Below are 15,517 nucleotides of genomic sequence, written 5' to 3' on the forward strand. Positions count from 1 at the left end.
CCTGGCCATACGACCACCGCCACCACCATCATCGCGCCGCGGCGCTCGTCGCACCAGGTCGTCGACCGAGGCAGGCGAGGCCCTCGAGCTCGCCGTCGAGGAGCGAGTCGCGCAGCGCCGACGCGGCTGAGCGGAGGACTCAGCAGTCGATGGCGTTCAGGGAGAGGTTGACGTTGGTCCTGGCGCGGTTGCCGAACTCGACGGCCTCGTCCAGCGAGTCGGTCGCCAGAGCGAGGCTCGCCCAGGCGACGATGCGCATGGGGTTGCTGGTGAGCTCGGGGATCGTGTTGTTCTCCTCGCTCCATCCATCGACCACGGTCTCGAGCTGCGCCCAGCGCGCAGCCGGATCGTCCCAGCTGCCACCGAGCACGTCGGCCTCGACGCACTCGTTGTCGACGAGTGCCGCCAAGCCGGGAGGGGTGCCGTCGAGGCCGGGGAGGATGCCGAACTCGCTCTCGTCCGTCCCCTCGGCGACGCCGTTCCCGTCCCGGTCGCCGAAGTCGGGCCCGCCCGAACCGACGACGATGTTCGCGGCGGCCTCGGCGGCGGCATGAGCGTCGGCCAGGTTGTCGGCCTGTCCCCAGACGGTGACGGCGTTGTCGGTGGTGAGCAGCTGCACCCGCAGCGTGAACGCCTGGACGTCCTCGGGTTCGCCGATGTCGTTGTCGTCGTCACCGCAGCCGGCGAGGGCTGCGACGAGCAGGAGGGGGATGGCAGCGCGAAGCATGGGCTCAGGCTACGCAGATGCTCGCCCGACACCGAATGATCGTGGCGAATGGGCTGCGGGGCACCTCCCTGACCGGCTGGAGCCGTTCCGGGGGTCGGTGGTCTCAGCCCGTGCCGACGGTCTGGATCTCGTACACGTCGTAGGGGAAGGTGACCGATGTCGTGATGTCGGGATCGCGGCCCGATCGCCCGTCCGACAGCTCCCACGTCACCTCCCACCGGGCGGTGATCGAGGCCGTCAGGTCGGCGATGACGTCGTCGTACGCCGTGTACACGTAGCCGCATGGTCCGGCCTCGATCGTGTCGGACTCGGATGCCGCCAGCGGTGTCCCCCGCCCGGTGCACGAGACGACGTCGCCGTTGCCCGGGTCGAACGTGATGCCGGCGAGGGTCGCCGTCCGGAGCGCCCACACCCGCGGTCCGAGCGTCGCGAACGCCTCGTACGGGCCGGCCTCCTCGACGGCGATCCACAGACCGAGGTTGACGGGTGCACCGGCGTCGGGCGGCGGGGACATCTCCGGACGAGGGGCCTCGATCACGGTCGTCACGACCTGCGTTCGTGACAGCAGGATGGCGGGATCGGGGTCGGTGGCCTCCCACCAGTCGGGCGCGCCGATCGCCGGCTCGTCCGGACCGGGCGTGTAGCCGTCGCGGCAGGTCCGCAGCACCTGGTACTCGTAGGTGTCGTCGTCCTCGTTGTATCGATGCAGCGTGTTGCGCTCGGAGTAGAAGACGACGGTCACCTCGTGACGCCGGAGCGTGAGGATCGTCTGGACGATGGTGTTGACGTGCTCGACGACGTTGTAGACCTCGGCGACGGCATCGTTGGCCGGGCTCCGCCGCCACCAGCACGGCGGCTCGTCATCGTCGTCGTCGGGAGGCGTCACCTCGTCGTCGGAGACAGAGGACTCGAGGACCGCGTCCCGGTGGCCATCGCCCTCGCCGGCGAACGCCTGATCGACCGATGCGGTCACGGCCAAAGCAACGAGCACGCCCACGAGCGAGAGCCGCCGGCTCAGTCGCATGTCAACGAGCCCTCGAACACCTCACCGCCGGCGATGCTCGCAATCAACCACGCCCCGCCAACTCGGGTGAGTGTGTATCGCTCGTACTCGGCCGAGATGATGTCGTTGAGAACGCGGTCGGTCCCGTCGGGGTTTCCGCCGACCTCGACCAGGATGTTCGAGTTCAACCAACAGACGTCCACAGAGGCCGAGGATCCGTCCTCCGCGATCGTGATTGTGTCGAGAAATGGCGTGATCGTCGACGGCAGATTCGGGAAGGGCGTCCCCATGAGGCCGTTCTCGCGGTATTCATCGATGAGCCCGCGCGATGCGTCGAGCGAAGCTCCGGTTCGCAGGGCCAGTGCAGCGTCGTACTTGTCGTCGTTGGTGGGGTCGAGCCGGAGCTCGTTGAACAACCGGAACGACTCGAGGACGAACTCGACGACTTCTCGTTCCTCGGCCGTGAGGTCATCCAGCGGCACCTCGGTCGTCGACGGCACGGTCAGGGGGATCGTCTCGATCGATGTCGGTGCCGGGTCGCTCGTGGACGGAGGCGGGGTGGAATCCGTCGTGGTCGAGGTGTCCGGTGCGGTGGTCGGCACCACCGCATCGGTGGTCGGGGACGTCTCGGACGTCGACGTCACGACAGCCGAGTCCGGGGTGGCCGACGGCGGGGTCGTCGGCGTCGTCGGCGTCGTGTCGTCGTCGCCGTTGCACGCCACGAGCACGAGTGCCGCCGCGGCCAACACGGCCGTCGTGGTTCGACGAGCGTGCCGCCGAAGCGGCATGCCAGGTCGACGAGGATGAGCAGAGCTGGTCACGATGCGGCCAGCCTAAGGGCCTCTCCCCAGGCCACCTATGGGGAGGACTCCCCCGTGCATCCAGCGGCCGCCCAACACCCTCGCGCCGAGTGGTTCGTTCCCGGCACGACCGTTCAGCGACCGGGCGGCCGATTCGTCAGTCGCCGCGGATGGCGATCGTCACGAGGGCGACCGCCGACACGAGGATGCCCCCGTACTTGAACACGGTCGCCACACGGGTGGCGTTGGCGAGGGCTTCGATGTCGTCGGCCGTCGCGCCGCCGATGAGCCGGCTGAGCGAACGCCGGAACAGCAACGTCTCCACCAGGTCGGCGATCGCGCCGAGGCCCAGCGGCGCGATCGCGACGAGGAGCTGCTTCCTGTCGGCGGTCACCAGCCGGGCGACGACGACGGCGCCGGCGACATAGGCCGGCACGAAGACCACGATGTCGAGCGTCGCGCCCCGCCGGAGGTCGCGCCAGTCGTCGCGCGCCGCGAGGTCGGGCGCCGCCGACGACTGGGCGGATGCGTACCCGTCCGGGAACCCGATCACCAGCCCGAGGCCGGCGAGCGCGACGAGCAGTGCCGCGAGCAGCGCACCGGTTGCTGCCAGGCGCTTCCACCAGACGTCCCAGGTCACGACCGGTCGCATGCGACATGATCCCACCGGCGAGGTCGGTGACCAGCAGTCGACGCGATGGTCGACGAGCCAAGCTCACCTCCTGGGTCATCGTGGCCAGACGTGGGCGGGGCGCGCAGGCCGGTTGGCGACAGTGGTCTCGCGGCGCTTGCCGCTACCTCGGCGGATCGGCGAGGATCGCCTCACGACGTCACGAGGGGGTTCGCGCATGGCGCACCGTTCGGTTCTCATCACCGGGTCATCGACGGGGATCGGCGCGGCGTGCGCGGCGCGCCTCGCCCGCGCCGGATGGCAGGTCTACGCCGGGGTTCGCAGGCCGGAGGACGGCGACCGCCTCGCAGCGCGGCACGCCGGCGCGATCGAACCGGTCATCGTCGACGTGTGCGACCAGGCGTCGATCGACGCGGTCATCGACCACATCGCCGCCGCCGACACGGGTCTCGATGCGCTGGTCAACAACGCCGGCGTCAGCTCGGGCGGCGCTGTCGAAGCGCTCGACATCGATGCGTGGCGCGCTGCCTTCGAGACCAACTTCTTCGGGCTGATCGCGATGACGAAGGCGGCGTTCCCGCTGATCGACGCAGCAGGCGGTCGGTTCGTCCACATCGGCTCGATCGCCGGCCGGGTGGCTGCGCCCGGCCTGGCTCCCTATGCAGCGACGAAGCACGCTGTGTCGGCGCTGAATTGGTCGCTGCGCGCCGAGCTGGCGCACCTCGGCCCGATGACATCGTCGGTCGTCGAGCCGGGCGAGGTCAGGACGGCGATCTGGGCCAAGGCCGAGCAGCAGCTGACCGACCGGCAGCAGGAGCTCGACCGGGCCGGCCTGACCGAACGCTACTGGTGGCTGCTCGATCTGATCCGCGGGTTCCTCGACGAGGCCGAGGAGAAGGCCATCGAGCCGGACTTGGTGGCCAAGGTCGTGGAACGTGCACTGACGGCGAAACGCCCGAAGGCGCGCTACCTCGTCGGCAACGATGCCAAGGTCCAGGCGGCGTTGGCGCGGCTGCCCGATCGAGCGCGCGAGTTCGGGCTGACGAAGGCGTACGGGATCTACATCCAGAACGGCAGGAAGCGACGCGTCGGCGCCGCCTGACCGGCGACGTCCGCCCCGCAGTGACTCAGACGGCGGTCGGGCGGCAGGGTCCATGCATCGGCTCGTTCGCCGACCGCGGGTCGTTCGTCCCTGGTCACGGCCGTGGACGCGGCGGGACAATCGAACAATGAGTGAGACGAGCACCCAATTCGACGATCAACAGTTCGAGGCGGCGGCGGGCGGTGGCCTCATCGAACCGGACGCCGAGCTCTCCGACGCGGGCGTCGAGCTGATCTGCGTCGAGATCGACCACATCCGCGAGGGCGCCGACCGGCTGATCCACACGCTCGACGGCGTGTTCCCGCCGCAGGACGGCGTACACGGGATCCCGAAGCGAATCCACGCCGAGCTCGACGGTCTCGAGGCACGGCTCGACGCCGCCGCCGAGGAGGCCGACGCCACGGAGGCGTAAGGGGCACCAGCCCTTGACGGCGCAGGGGCTGTCACATATCGACCGTTGTCGAGGTGCCGGCGTCGGCGCGTGCCCGGCGCGGCTCTCAGACCGGTCGGGCCGTTGGCCTCTTGCCAACGCAGCGTCCGACTCGTGACCGTGGAGGCACGGAGACCCGCGCACGCTCTCGCGCGTGCCGATGTCCTCCACGGAAGGAGTGCGTGATGGTGCGCACGAAGTTCCTGCCGGTTCTCGTGGCCGCCGGCGCCGTGATGGCGGCCGGATGTTCCTCCTCCGACGATGGGGCCTCGACCCACGCCGAACCCTCGACCCCGGCTGAGCCGGGCGCAACGTCGATCCCGACGACGACGCCGGCCACCACGGAGCCGGTGGCCACGACGTCCGCGGCGCCGATCACGACGACATCCACGACCTCTACCACGACGACCACGGTCCCCGGCTCGATCGAGGACGTGCGCCTGAACGAGCTCCAGGTGATCGGGTCGCACAACAGCTACCACCTCGCGGCCGAGGGCGCACTGAGGGAGGGCCTGTTCGCGATCGCCCCCGAGTTCGCCGCGGATCTCGACTACACCCATCGACCGCTCACCGAGCAGCTCGACCGGTTCGGCATCCGGCAGTTCGAGATCGACGTGCACGCCGACCCCGAGGGCGGCCACTACTCCCGTCGCATGGGGAACGGGGTGGTCGGTCTGCCCGTCGAGTCCGGCATTCCCGAGCTCGACGAGCCGGGCTTCAAGGTGCTGCACATCCAGGACTTCGACTTCCGCGCGACGTGCTCGACGCTGATCGCATGCCTGGAGGAGATCGAGGCATGGAGCACCACCCATCCGGCGCACGTCCCGCTCCACGTCATGATCGAGATCAAGACCGAGACCGTCGAGGAGATCGCCGACGATGCCGGCTTCGGTCTCCCCGATCTCGGCGTCGAGTGGACCGTCCCGATCCCCACGACCGCCGAGCTGCTGACCGACCTCGAGAACGAGGTGCTCGCCGTGTTCGACCGCAGCCGGATCATCACGCCGGACGACGTCCGCGGCGCGTACGACACCCTGCCGGAGGCGATCGACGCCGACGGTTGGCCGACGCTCGGCGAGTCACGCGGGAAGGTGATGGTCTCGTTGCTCGACCGAGGCGCCAGCGCGGATCTGTATCGGGCAGGTGCTCCGGGGCTCGAGGGTCGTCTGTTCTTCACCCATGCCGACCCGGGAGCTCCCGACGCAGCGGTCGTCCGGTTCGACGACCCGATCGGCGACGCGGATGCGATCGCGGACGCCCTGGCCGCCGGCTACCTCGTCCGGACCCGCAGCGACGACGACGACACGCCCGACGGCGACACCGCGATGCGCGATGCTGCGCTCGCCGGTGGAGCGCAGTACGTCTCGACCGACGTCTACGAGGACGTCGGTCGCGGCTTCGTGGTCCGCCTCCCCGGCGACGCCGTCGTGCGCTGCAACCCGGTCACCGCGTCGGACCTGTGCGTCAACGCAGAACTGGCCGAGTAGGTCACGGAACGGCATGAGCGACCAGACACTCCCCGGCCACCACCTCGAGGTGGCGACGAGTGCGCGATCGGATCTGCGTGCATGGCACGCAGAGTCGTGGGTGCGGCCGCTCGCCGTGTTCGCTGCGACGTTCGCGCTCTGGATCGGCGTGGTCGGGGTCGGCCTCTGGGTCGAGCACTGGCTGGTGCGCGCGGCGCTCGGCGTGCCGCTCGCCCTGCTCTCGGGTCGGCTGTTCACACTCGCCCACGACGCTGGTCATGGGAGCTACTCGACCTCGCGCGCCGTCAACGCGGTGGTCGGCCGGTTGGCGTTCGTGCCCTCGGTCCATGTGTTCGGGCTCTGGCGGCACCACCACGATCTCCACCATCGGTACACCAACCTGCGCGGGCGCGACTTCGTCTGGACGCCGCTGTCAGTCGACGAGTATCGGGCGCTTCCGAGCCGGCGCCAGACACTGCATCGCGCCTTCCGGCACCCATCGAGCCTCGGGCTCGGGTTGCACTACGCGACCGAGATCTGGGCGCCGCGGATGGTGTGGCCCCGGAAGCATCACGGACTGCCGAATCGCCGCGGCCTGATCGCCGACACGCTGTTGCTGTACGGGCTGCTGGTGAGCGCTGGCGTGGCGGTGTGGGCGTTCATGCGGCACGTGGACCCCGATCGCGTCGGTGACGTTGCGTCCTGGATCTCGGCCGCCGTGTTCCTGTTCGTGCTCCCGCTGATCGGGACCCACTGGCTGATCGGGTTCGTGATCTACCTCAACCACACCCACCCGGACGTCGTCTGGTACGACGACGCGGGCGAGTGGGCGCAGCATGAGGTCCAGCTCGAGGGCTCGACGGGGCTGCGCTTCAGGCCGGTCCGACATGCGCTGATGCCGCGCCGCATCATGAACCACACCGCCCACCACGTCGACCCCGGCGTGCCGCTCGAGCGGCTCGCCGAAGCCCAGGGGCACCTCGTCGACATCTACGGCGACCGCATCGTCACGCCCGAGTTCTCGTGGGGGTGGCTGCGCGACGTGCTGGACGACTGTCAGCTCTACGACTACGACGGCCGCCGCTGGCTCACGTTCGACGCGGCCCAGGTCTCGCCATGACCACGAGACCCGACGTCGCGATCGCAGGAGGTGGCCTCGCCGGGCTCGCGACCGCGATCGGGTTGGCGCGCCGCCAGCTGCGGGTGGTGTGCATCGAGACTGCGCCGTGGCCGCGGCCAGCGGTCGGTGAGTCACTCGAGTTCTCGGCGCCGCGACTCCTCGCGGAGCTGGGTGTCGAGCAGGCGGCCGACGCGCGGCGACCGCACCTGTTCCCGAAGACGTCGGTGCGGGTCGTCGGCGGCGCCGGTTGCGACGAGGAGTTCACGGTGTGGCCGCCGACCTGGTTCTCGCTGCCGCCGATCTGGTGCTCACGGGTCGCGTTCCACACCGATCGGACCGAGCTCGACCACCTGGTGCTCGAGCTCGCGATCGACGCCGGCGTCGAGATCCTGCCCGAGCGCGTGACGACGGTCGAGACCGACGACGACTGCGTGGAGGCGGTCGTCACCAACGGGGGTTCGCGTGTCGAAGCCGCCTGGTTCGTCGACGCGAGCGGTCACGTCGGCCGGCTCGTCGCGCGAGCCCTCGAGCTCGAGCGCGAGCTGCTCGGCGACCCGCAAGCCGCCTACTGGGCTCGGTTCGACGAGGCACCCGACGGTCATGCGACCGGGCTCTACTTCCCCGAACCCGGCCACCGCGACCTGACGTGGGCGTGGGAGATCCCGCTCAACGAGCAGGAGGTCAGCGTCGGCGTCGTGATGTCCGCCGAACGCCTCGCTCGGTTCCGTGCAGGCGGCGCCCAGCCGCGCGAGATCTTCGAGGATCGGCTGCGAGCGATCCCCCGGCTGAACCACGTGATCGATGGGCACCCCGACGTCGAGCTGCACGCCACCTCGTACACGCCGTACCGGCATCGGCGCACCATCGGACCGAACTGGCTGCTCGTCGGCGACGCCTCGGCGATGGTCGACCCGCTCACGTCGAACGGGGTGACCTCGGCGCTGCGGCACGCAGATCAGGCGGCACGGACCATCTCAGTTGCGCTCGACCGAGGACGTCGTCGTCGAGATCGGTGGGCGTACGAGCACACGGCTCCCGCGATGGTGGCAACGCTGGACCGCGCGATGGAGTCGTTTCTGTACGAGCCGGAAGTCCGCCGGCGACTCGGGCTCCGGTGGGCCGTCACCCTCTATGCCGCCACCGGCGTCATCACGAACTCGCTGTACGCCAAGCTCCGCCCGACGACCGTGACCCGCGCCACCGCGTGCGCCGCGATGCTCGCTGTGAGCCGAGCGTGGACCCGCATCGCACGCTGTGTGCTCGTCCTGGTCTCGCGACACGTGGACCGTGATTCGGAGCCACGACCGCCGGCGCCGAGGGAGCTCGAGATCGCCGAAGCGGCTGCGAAAGGAGAGCGCGTTGGCGTCGGAGGATGAGTTCCGGGGCGAACCGATCGACTCGGGCGAGTTGGAGGTGTTCAGCGGTCGCTACTTCGACGCATGGAACTCGCACGCACCGGCACAGGTTGCCGCGTTGGCCACCGAGGACGTCGTCTGGAATTCGCCGGCGTTCCGCGAGCCGGGCCGCGGACGGCAGGCGGTCATCGACCTGGTGGCGACCACCGTCGTGGCGTTCCCCGACTACGTGTTCTCTCGGCCGTCTGCGCCCGCGATCGCCGAGGACGGCGTCACCGCCTATGTGCCGTGGCACATGACCGGGACGAACACCGGATCCTTCGAGCCACCGGGCTACGCCCCCACCGGGAAGGCGATCGACCTGCCGGGCATCGACGTCTGGTGCTTCCGGGACGGCCTGATCTGGCGCTACCAGGCGGTCTACGACTACGCCGTGATCGGCCGCCAGCTCGGACTCGCGCTCCCCCGCGGCGGGCGTCTCGAACGGGCCGCCGTGCGCGCCCAACGATTGCTCGTCGGCGTCCGGCACCGGCTGCACAGCTGAGCATCCAGTGCTCAGTCGATCGACCCGCCCGATCGAACGATCGGGCACGCGGCGGCGCGGACCCTGTCACCGACGTTCGGCACTGGACGGCCGCTGCCGGCGGACGGATGATGAAGGTGGACCGAGAAGGGAGTTCACGATGAGCGACCTGCGGATTGTTGCCGCGCTCGGACTGGTGCTGGCGGCGTCGGCCTGTGGAGCCGACGACGACGTGGCCGACACGTCGACGACGGCCTCGACGCCGGCGGCGGACACCAGTGCCGAGACGACCGAACCCACGACCGAACCGTCGACGACTGCACCACCCACGACCGAACCGGCTGCGACGACGACCACGCCCCCCACCTCGACGACGCCGCCGACCACCCAGCCGGCCAGCACGACCACGACCCCTCCGACCACTCCGACCACGACGGCCGAAACGACCCCGACGACCGAGCCGACGACGGTCGACGTGAAGGTCTACTTCTTCCGCGGCGAGCGCCTCGAGATCGCGCACCGTCGGGTGGAGGCACCGGGCGTGCTGCGAGGTGCGGTCACCGAGGTCCTCGCCGGCCCGACGGCGGACGAGCGGGCGGCCGGCCTCTCGTCGGAGATCCCGCCGGCGACGACGCTGCGCGACGTCAGCCTCGCCGACGGCCAGGCGATCGTCGACCTGAGCGGCGACCTCGAGTCGGGCGGGGGTTCCATGTCGATGCTGGGCCGGCTCGGGCAGGTGGTCTTCACCGCGACCCAGTTCGACAACGTCGACCGGGTCCTGTTCTGGCTCGACGGTGAGCCGGTCGAGTTCTTCGGTGGTGAGGGGATCGTGCTCGACGAGCCGCTGGCCCGCATGAACGTTCCCAGGGAGTTCACCGGTGGCATCATCATCGACGCCCCGGAGCCCGGTGCGACGGTGCGCAGCCCGTTCACGGTCACCGGCGAAGGCGACCTGTTCGAGGGCTACTCCGCCATGTGGGTGTGGCGCGACGGTGAGTCGATCGCCGGCCCGTTCGGCGTCAACGCGGGCGCGTGGGGGACGTGGGACGAGTTCGAGACGACGGTCACGCTGGACATCGCACCCGGGCCGATCACGCTGGTCGTCGACGACGGCAACGGGTGCACGCCTGGCGATCCGGAGTGCGGTGAGCCCAACCCGGCGACCGCCGAGGTGACGCTCGCCGGGTGACCTTCGACCACGTCGACCGATCCGATGTGCGCTCACCAGGTCGGGAGTGTCGTCTCGGTCGCGACGGCTTGGACACTCGGGGGCCGGTTCCGAGCTCGCAGTGAGTCGAGGACGTCACGCAGGGCCGGCACCTCCCCTCGAACTGCCTCATCCCACACTCGGACCGGAATCGCCGAGCATCGTCAGCCGGCGAGATCGAGGGCGAGGCGGAGGCCGTGGTCGACGCGACCCTGTGCGGTGAGGTCGAGTCGGCCGACTCGCTCGGTGAGGTGGCGCCGATCGAGGGTGGCGAGCTGGGAGACGTTGACGACGGAGTCCTTGGTGAGGCCCACCGTGCCGGCGGCGAGCGCCACATTGCCGGGAGCGGCCGCGAGTGCGGTGTTCGACGAGATCATGGCGACGATGACGGTGGCGATCCGGCTCTGGTTGAACGAGCCGGCCGAGATCACGACGACCGGCCGGCGGTAGCCGGGGCCCGAGCCGGTCGGTGCCACGAGGTCGGCCCACCAGATCTCGCCGCGCTCGATCACCACTCCTCCCGCAACGTCTCGGCCTGGGCGGCGGCCACGGCTGCGTCGAGGACCGAGGTGTGCTCGGCGTAGACGTCGTCGAGGCGGGCGGTGACGTCGTCGTCGGACTGCTCGGCGAGCAGCCGTTCGAGCGCCTCGGCGTAGAGGGCCGACCGGCTGATCTTGCGGCGGCGCGCCAGCCGGTCGGCCGCCTCGAACAGCGGATCGGGGATGGACACAGCCGTCTTCACACCTTGAGTATAACCGGGTATGACCATCACGCTGCCCAGCACAGGCGGTTGATCCGCTCGCCGGCGAGACGAGCGTCGAGGGCGACGGCCCCACCGATCCTGACGGCATCGGCGAGCTCGAGGACGAGCCGTTCGAGCGTGATGCCCAGGCGGACGTGGGTCATGATCTCATCGTGCTCCCGGGGCACTAGCCGGTTCATCCAGCGTGTGACGATCGCGTCGGTGGCGAGGCGGTCGGCGTCCTGGCCGTCCAGCATCCGGGCGAGCACCCGCTCTGCGAGGGTCGGCCGCTCGTAGCAGGTCTCGTCGTCGGCATGCTCCTCGTACCAGTCCTCCTCTTCCCGATCGAAGTCACCGCGGTGTTCGGCGCGGCGCACCAGTCGCAGCTGGTGGACGACCTCGAGCACAAGGGGTCGGGCCGACCGACGACGAACTCGTCGAAGACGATCACCAGGCCGCGATCGGTGAGCGCCTGGACGACGGCGAACCAGCCGGCACGGAACTCGTCGGCGAGCTCGACCGGCGACGACGAGGCGGCTGCGAGCAGGTCGGCGGAGATCGGCCGGTCAGCCTCGACCCGTCGGTCGAGCGGCGGCGGGCGGTGGCGGGGCATGTTCCCTCCTCGTCGGTACGGGAGGGGAAGTCGGTGCGTCCGACACTAAGCAGAGGGTGTGTCATTTCAGGTTGTGTCTGACACAACTTGAAATGGCGGGTTCAGCGGCGGATCAGGGCGGCGATGCGGCGGGGGTCCTTCAGCACGCCGATGCCGGCGGCGACCCGGAGGGCGGGGTCGATCGGGTACGGGGCGACGTAGATGCCTCCGTGGACCCGGGTGGTGAACAGCTCGTCGAGGGAGCGCTCGGCGGCCGCCGGGTCGAGTCGGTCGTGCAGCGTCAGCAGCCCGTTGAGCGCGGCGGTGGTCGCCGGCGGGAACGTCTCGACGTCGAGGGCCTGCGCACCGGCGAACGCGATCTCGAACACCGGGTGCTGGAGCGACTCGGTCAGCGACACGCCGGCGGTGTTGACCGACACGTTGATCGCCGGATCGGCCGATGCCCACACCTCGGCCGCGAGCAGCTTGCCGACGTACTGCGCACCCTGGTAACTGCCGCCCTGGATGGACACGATCCCGCGGTTGGTGGAGGTCGTCCCGATCGTCGTGTGACCATCACCTCGGCCGAGCGCGTGCACCCGATCGAGCACGCGGAGCCACCTCGGTGCGCGGGCGCGGCGGCCGGCTTCGGCGGCGAGCTCGGCGTCGGTGAGCACGCCACAGGTGGTCGGCGACAGCAGCATCGCCGCGCCCTGCACCAGGCCGGCAGGAAGCCCGTCGACGATGGCGTTCATCGCCGCCGTCAGCCGCCACTCCCGGGCCTGCCCGCCGGCGTAGGCGTAGAGCCCGAGGTCGATGCGCTCGCCTCCTGCGAACTCCTCGATCGTCGCTCGCACGCGGTCGGGGTCGGTGAGCAGGTCGGCGCCGCCGGGGATCCATCGCAGTGTGCCGGCGAGGTCGTTGCGCTCGATGAGGTCGGTGGGTGGGTCGGCGACGTCGATCCACAGCACGTCGGCGCCTCCGTCGAGCCACAGTCGAGTGGGGGCGAGCTCGGCGCCGGCGCCCAACATCGCGATGCGACGTCCGGAGAGATCGATGCCATCGGAGCCCGCCTCGCCGACGAGCCAGGAGACGGCGTCGGCCACTGCGGGCGAGGCCGACCCGCGGGTCACCATCGCCGACACGGCCTCGACCAGCGCACGTCCCTCGCGCGGGGTGCCGTCGAGTGTGACCCGTGGATGCAGTCGCGAGCTCCCACCGAAGTGCCTTGTCTCGGTGGGGAACGGTTCGGCGGCCCGTGCGACGGCATCGACGATCGGCGCGCCGTCGGGGTGCATCACGAGACGTTCGGCGGCTGCTGCCACGACCGCGCGGGCGATCTCGACCCGCCGGCCCGAACCGGCTCGGGCCGCCTCGAAGCGGGGCAGCACCTCGGGGTACGACGTCCGGAACGCCGCCGGGTCGTCGGGGACCTCCGCGGCATCGAGCTCGTCAGGGAAGCGGGACACCGCCGAGCGCAGTGCTGCGTGGAGGTGAGCCGTCGCCGATCCGCCCTCGACAAAGCCGATCCCGATGTTCCCGTCGTCCTGCACGCAGCGAGTCTGGCACCTGGACCCCGCCGGCCATCCGGTCGTCACCGACGAATGACAGCGAGTGGGCCATCCGGCGTCGAGAGATCGCGCTGGTGCCGCGGCGGACCCGGCCGTGTGGCGGTGGACCTCAGCCGGCGACGAGCAGCACGAAGATCGCAGGGCCCTCGGCCTGAGCGCCGGGATCCTCGTCCGGTGTGATGCTGATCTGTCGGATGCGGTCGTCGTCGAACGACTGGTAGATCACCGACCCCTCGACTTCGGTTCTCGCCCACTCGCCGTTCTGGCTGATCCAGTCGTCGTAGAACGCGACGAGGCGGTCGAAATCGTCGTTCGGGTAGTAGAGCTGGCGCTGGCTGTCCATCGGGATGCCGGCGTCGACGAGGGCGTCGAGGATGAGGCCGTCGGGGGCCGGGATCGGGAAGTCGCCGCCGCCGGTATCGGCGGATCCGCTGCTGTCGACCGCCCCACCGGCGTCGTCCGAGTCGCCCGCACCGCCGCTGGAGTCGCCTCCGGCGTCGGTCGAGTCGTCACCGCCGTCTCCGCCGGCGTCGGACCCGGATGCCTCGGCGTCCGCGGGGTCGGACCCGGCATCGTCATCGTCGCCGCCGCAGCCCGCGACCCCGACCAACGCCAGGGCCGCCAGGACTCCGATCGTGCCTCGCCGCCTGTGGTTCGGATCACGCTGCCGCATGGACCGACGTTAGCTCCCGCGGATCGTTGGTCGGATCGAGCCCGGCGGTCTGAGGGGCGTCACGTTCACGTTGTGTCTGACACAACGTGAACGTCGGTCTGCAGTGACGAGCTCGCAGTCGAACGACTGCACCTGACATAGGGTCGGGCCGCATGGGGCGTCGGGAGGCGATCGCGGCGGGGGGCGAGATGGTCGACTCGGGCGCGTTCTTCGAGACGCTCGCTCGTCGTGTCGCCGTGCCGACCGCCAGCACCGAGGCGACGGCGGAGGTGATGCACGAGTACTTCGACCGTCGGATCACGCCCGACCTCGAAGCGCTCGGCTACACGGTCGAGGTGTTCCCGAACCCGGCGCCCGACGGGTTCCCGTTCCTCATTGGCCGGCGGGTGGAGGATCCGTCGCTGCCGACGGTGCTGACCTACGGCCACGCCGACGTGGTGCGCGGGCAGGACGACCGCTGGTCGGCCGGGCGCTCACCGTGGGAGCTGCGCGCCGACGGCGATCGCTGGTATGGCCGCGGCACGGCCGACAACAAGGCGCAGCACTCGATCAACCTCGCCGCGCTCGCCGTCGTCGTGGCCGAGCGAGGGCGGCTCGGGTTCAACTCGACGATCCTGCTCGAGACCGGCGAGGAGATCGGGTCGCCCGGGTTGTGCGAATTCTGCGAGGCGCACGGCGAGCTGCTCGCCGCCGACGTGCTGATCGGGTCGGACGGGCCGCGCCTGCACCGTGACCGGCCGCTCGTGATGGGCGGCACTCGCGGCGTGGTCAACTTCGATCTGACGGTCGACCTGCGACCGGGCGGGCACCACTCGGGCAACTGGGGCGGCCTCCTGCGCAACCCGGGGAGCGTGCTGGCGAACGCGATCGCCTCGATCATCGATCGGGACGGTGCGATCCGGGTGCCCGAGTGGCGGCCGACCACGCTGACCGACGAGGTGCGCGAGGCGCTGGCGACGATCGAGATCGAGCAGGGCGCCGATGCCCCGGCGATCGACCCGACGTGGGGCGAGCCGGGCCTGACTCCGAACGAGCGGGTGTTCGGATGGAACGCATTCGAGGTGCTCGCATTCGAGACCGGTAACCCGGCGGCACCCGTGAACGCCATCCCGCCCCGGGCGCAGGCCCACTGCCAGCTCCGCTTCGTGGTCGGCACCGACGCCGACGACATCATCCCGGCGCTGCGACGCCACCTCGACCGCGAGGGGTTCGGCGAGGTCGAGGTGTCGCAGTCGGACGTGTTGATGGGCGCAACGCGCCTCGACCCCGGCGACCCGTGGGCCCGCCTCGCCGCCGACTCGATCGCCGAGACGACCGGCGGCCGCCCCGACCTGCTGCCCAACGCCGGCGGCTCGCTCCCCAACGACGTGTTCACCGACGTGCTCGGCCTGCCGACCGTGTGGGTGCCGCACAGCTACCCCGGCTGCAACCAGCACGCCCCGGACGAGCACGTGTTGGAACCGCTGATGCGCGAGGGCCTGGCGATCATGACCGGCATCTTCTGGGACGTCGGCGAGCGATAGCTCCTCGAACGGATGGCCGCCAGCGCGCTGATCAGGTCTGGTCAGGGACTCG

17 protein-coding genes are annotated in these 15,517 nt (G+C 70.4%); 8 read left to right on the forward strand and 9 right to left on the reverse strand.

Annotated elements, in window-relative coordinates; translation table 11 throughout:
• Positions 1 to 139: 139 nt before the first annotated feature.
• The 4 genes from QNJ12_RS20510 to QNJ12_RS20525 all read right to left on the reverse strand — a co-directional run bounded on the left by QNJ12_RS20510 (position 140) and on the right by QNJ12_RS20525 (position 3,182).
• Positions 140 to 727 (reverse strand): hypothetical protein, encoded by a 588-nt coding sequence (locus tag QNJ12_RS20510; RefSeq protein ID WP_300625524.1) that lies wholly within the window; start codon positions 725 to 727, stop codon positions 140 to 142.
• A 103-nt stretch (positions 728 to 830) separates the two neighbouring features.
• Positions 831 to 1,751, reverse strand: coding sequence for a hypothetical protein (locus QNJ12_RS20515; RefSeq protein ID WP_300625525.1), 921 nt, complete (start codon positions 1,749 to 1,751; stop codon positions 831 to 833).
• Positions 1,742 to 2,479 (reverse strand): hypothetical protein, encoded by a 738-nt coding sequence (locus QNJ12_RS20520; protein ID WP_300625526.1) that lies wholly within the window; start codon positions 2,477 to 2,479, stop codon positions 1,742 to 1,744. Before QNJ12_RS20520 ends, QNJ12_RS20515 begins: the two co-directional genes overlap by 10 nt.
• Before the next feature lie 208 nt (positions 2,480 to 2,687).
• A complete protein-coding gene (locus QNJ12_RS20525) occupies positions 2,688 to 3,182 on the reverse strand; it encodes a hypothetical protein (RefSeq protein WP_300625527.1) in 495 nt (164 codons plus the stop codon).
• 196 nt (positions 3,183 to 3,378) lie between these two features.
• Here QNJ12_RS20525 and QNJ12_RS20530 point away from each other — a divergent pair, with 196 nt between their 5' ends.
• From QNJ12_RS20530 to QNJ12_RS20560, 7 genes are all read left to right on the forward strand, one after another.
• Positions 3,379 to 4,263 (forward strand): SDR family NAD(P)-dependent oxidoreductase, encoded by an 885-nt coding sequence (locus QNJ12_RS20530; protein ID WP_300625528.1) that lies wholly within the window; start codon positions 3,379 to 3,381, stop codon positions 4,261 to 4,263.
• Positions 4,264 to 4,390: 127 nt separating this feature from the next.
• Entirely contained in the window at positions 4,391 to 4,675 is a 285-nt protein-coding gene (locus QNJ12_RS20535) for a hypothetical protein (protein ID WP_300625529.1), read from the forward strand.
• Positions 4,676 to 4,878: 203 nt separating this feature from the next.
• Complete coding sequence (locus QNJ12_RS20540) at positions 4,879 to 6,180, forward strand: Ca2+-dependent phosphoinositide-specific phospholipase C (RefSeq protein ID WP_300625530.1); 1,302 nt, start codon at positions 4,879 to 4,881, stop codon at positions 6,178 to 6,180.
• Positions 6,181 to 6,193: 13 nt separating this feature from the next.
• A complete protein-coding gene (locus tag QNJ12_RS20545; protein WP_300625531.1) occupies positions 6,194 to 7,279 on the forward strand; it encodes a fatty acid desaturase in 1,086 nt (361 codons plus the stop codon).
• On the forward strand, positions 7,276 to 8,655 hold the full coding sequence (locus QNJ12_RS20550; protein ID WP_300625532.1) for an NAD(P)/FAD-dependent oxidoreductase: 1,380 nt from the start codon (positions 7,276 to 7,278) through the stop codon (positions 8,653 to 8,655). Before QNJ12_RS20545 ends, QNJ12_RS20550 begins: the two co-directional genes overlap by 4 nt.
• Positions 8,639 to 9,178, forward strand: a complete 540-nt coding sequence (locus tag QNJ12_RS20555) for a nuclear transport factor 2 family protein (protein ID WP_300625533.1) — start codon at positions 8,639 to 8,641, stop codon at positions 9,176 to 9,178. The genes QNJ12_RS20550 and QNJ12_RS20555 overlap by 17 nt, the downstream gene beginning before the upstream one ends.
• Positions 9,179 to 9,317: 139 nt before the next feature.
• A complete protein-coding gene (locus tag QNJ12_RS20560) occupies positions 9,318 to 10,346 on the forward strand; it encodes a GerMN domain-containing protein (protein ID WP_300625534.1) in 1,029 nt (342 codons plus the stop codon).
• 182 nt (positions 10,347 to 10,528) lie between these two features.
• Here the strand turns inward: QNJ12_RS20560 and QNJ12_RS20565 are convergent, their stop codons facing one another.
• The 5 genes from QNJ12_RS20565 to QNJ12_RS20585 form a co-directional block, all read right to left on the reverse strand.
• A complete protein-coding gene (locus QNJ12_RS20565) occupies positions 10,529 to 10,873 on the reverse strand; it encodes a type II toxin-antitoxin system PemK/MazF family toxin (RefSeq protein ID WP_367281825.1) in 345 nt (114 codons plus the stop codon).
• On the reverse strand, positions 10,873 to 11,106 hold the full coding sequence (locus tag QNJ12_RS20570; RefSeq protein ID WP_300625536.1) for a hypothetical protein: 234 nt from the start codon (positions 11,104 to 11,106) through the stop codon (positions 10,873 to 10,875). Before QNJ12_RS20570 ends, QNJ12_RS20565 begins: the two co-directional genes overlap by 1 nt.
• Positions 11,107 to 11,132: 26 nt before the next feature.
• Positions 11,133 to 11,513: a hypothetical protein gene (locus tag QNJ12_RS20575; protein ID WP_300625537.1), complete on the reverse strand. Its 381-nt coding sequence runs from the start codon at positions 11,511 to 11,513 to the stop codon at positions 11,133 to 11,135.
• A 307-nt stretch (positions 11,514 to 11,820) separates the two neighbouring features.
• Positions 11,821 to 13,251, reverse strand: a complete 1,431-nt coding sequence (locus QNJ12_RS20580; RefSeq protein ID WP_300625538.1) for a hypothetical protein — start codon at positions 13,249 to 13,251, stop codon at positions 11,821 to 11,823.
• 127 nt (positions 13,252 to 13,378) lie between these two features.
• Positions 13,379 to 13,942 carry a hypothetical protein gene (locus QNJ12_RS20585; protein ID WP_300625539.1) on the reverse strand — a complete coding sequence of 188 codons (564 nt, stop codon included), beginning with the start codon at positions 13,940 to 13,942 and terminating at the stop codon, positions 13,379 to 13,381.
• 152 nt (positions 13,943 to 14,094) lie between these two features.
• Here QNJ12_RS20585 and QNJ12_RS20590 point away from each other — a divergent pair, with 152 nt between their 5' ends.
• Positions 14,095 to 15,465, forward strand: coding sequence for a M20 family metallopeptidase (locus tag QNJ12_RS20590; protein WP_300625540.1), 1,371 nt, complete (start codon positions 14,095 to 14,097; stop codon positions 15,463 to 15,465).
• Positions 15,466 to 15,517: the final 52 nt, after the last annotated feature.

The organism is Ilumatobacter sp. (assembly GCF_030065885.1).
Classification (GTDB): Bacteria; Actinomycetota; Acidimicrobiia; order Acidimicrobiales; family Ilumatobacteraceae; genus Ilumatobacter.

Coding starts and splice junctions, on each gene's coding strand:
- QNJ12_RS20510 (WP_300625524.1), bottom strand. CDS start 727: ATGCTTCGCGCTGCCATCCCCCTCCTGCTCGTCGCAGCCCTCGCCGGC.
- QNJ12_RS20515 (WP_300625525.1), bottom strand. CDS start 1,751: ATGCGACTGAGCCGGCGGCTCTCGCTCGTGGGCGTGCTCGTTGCTTTG.
- QNJ12_RS20525 (WP_300625527.1), bottom strand. CDS start 3,182: ATGCGACCGGTCGTGACCTGGGACGTCTGGTGGAAGCGCCTGGCAGCA.
- QNJ12_RS20530 (WP_300625528.1), top strand. CDS start 3,379: ATGGCGCACCGTTCGGTTCTCATCACCGGGTCATCGACGGGGATCGGC.
- QNJ12_RS20535 (WP_300625529.1), top strand. CDS start 4,391: ATGAGTGAGACGAGCACCCAATTCGACGATCAACAGTTCGAGGCGGCG.
- QNJ12_RS20540 (WP_300625530.1), top strand. CDS start 4,879: ATGGTGCGCACGAAGTTCCTGCCGGTTCTCGTGGCCGCCGGCGCCGTG.
- QNJ12_RS20545 (WP_300625531.1), top strand. CDS start 6,194: ATGAGCGACCAGACACTCCCCGGCCACCACCTCGAGGTGGCGACGAGT.
- QNJ12_RS20550 (WP_300625532.1), top strand. CDS start 7,276: ATGACCACGAGACCCGACGTCGCGATCGCAGGAGGTGGCCTCGCCGGG.
- QNJ12_RS20560 (WP_300625534.1), top strand. CDS start 9,318: ATGAGCGACCTGCGGATTGTTGCCGCGCTCGGACTGGTGCTGGCGGCG.
- QNJ12_RS20585 (WP_300625539.1), bottom strand. CDS start 13,942: ATGCGGCAGCGTGATCCGAACCACAGGCGGCGAGGCACGATCGGAGTC.
- QNJ12_RS20590 (WP_300625540.1), top strand. CDS start 14,095: ATGGGGCGTCGGGAGGCGATCGCGGCGGGGGGCGAGATGGTCGACTCG.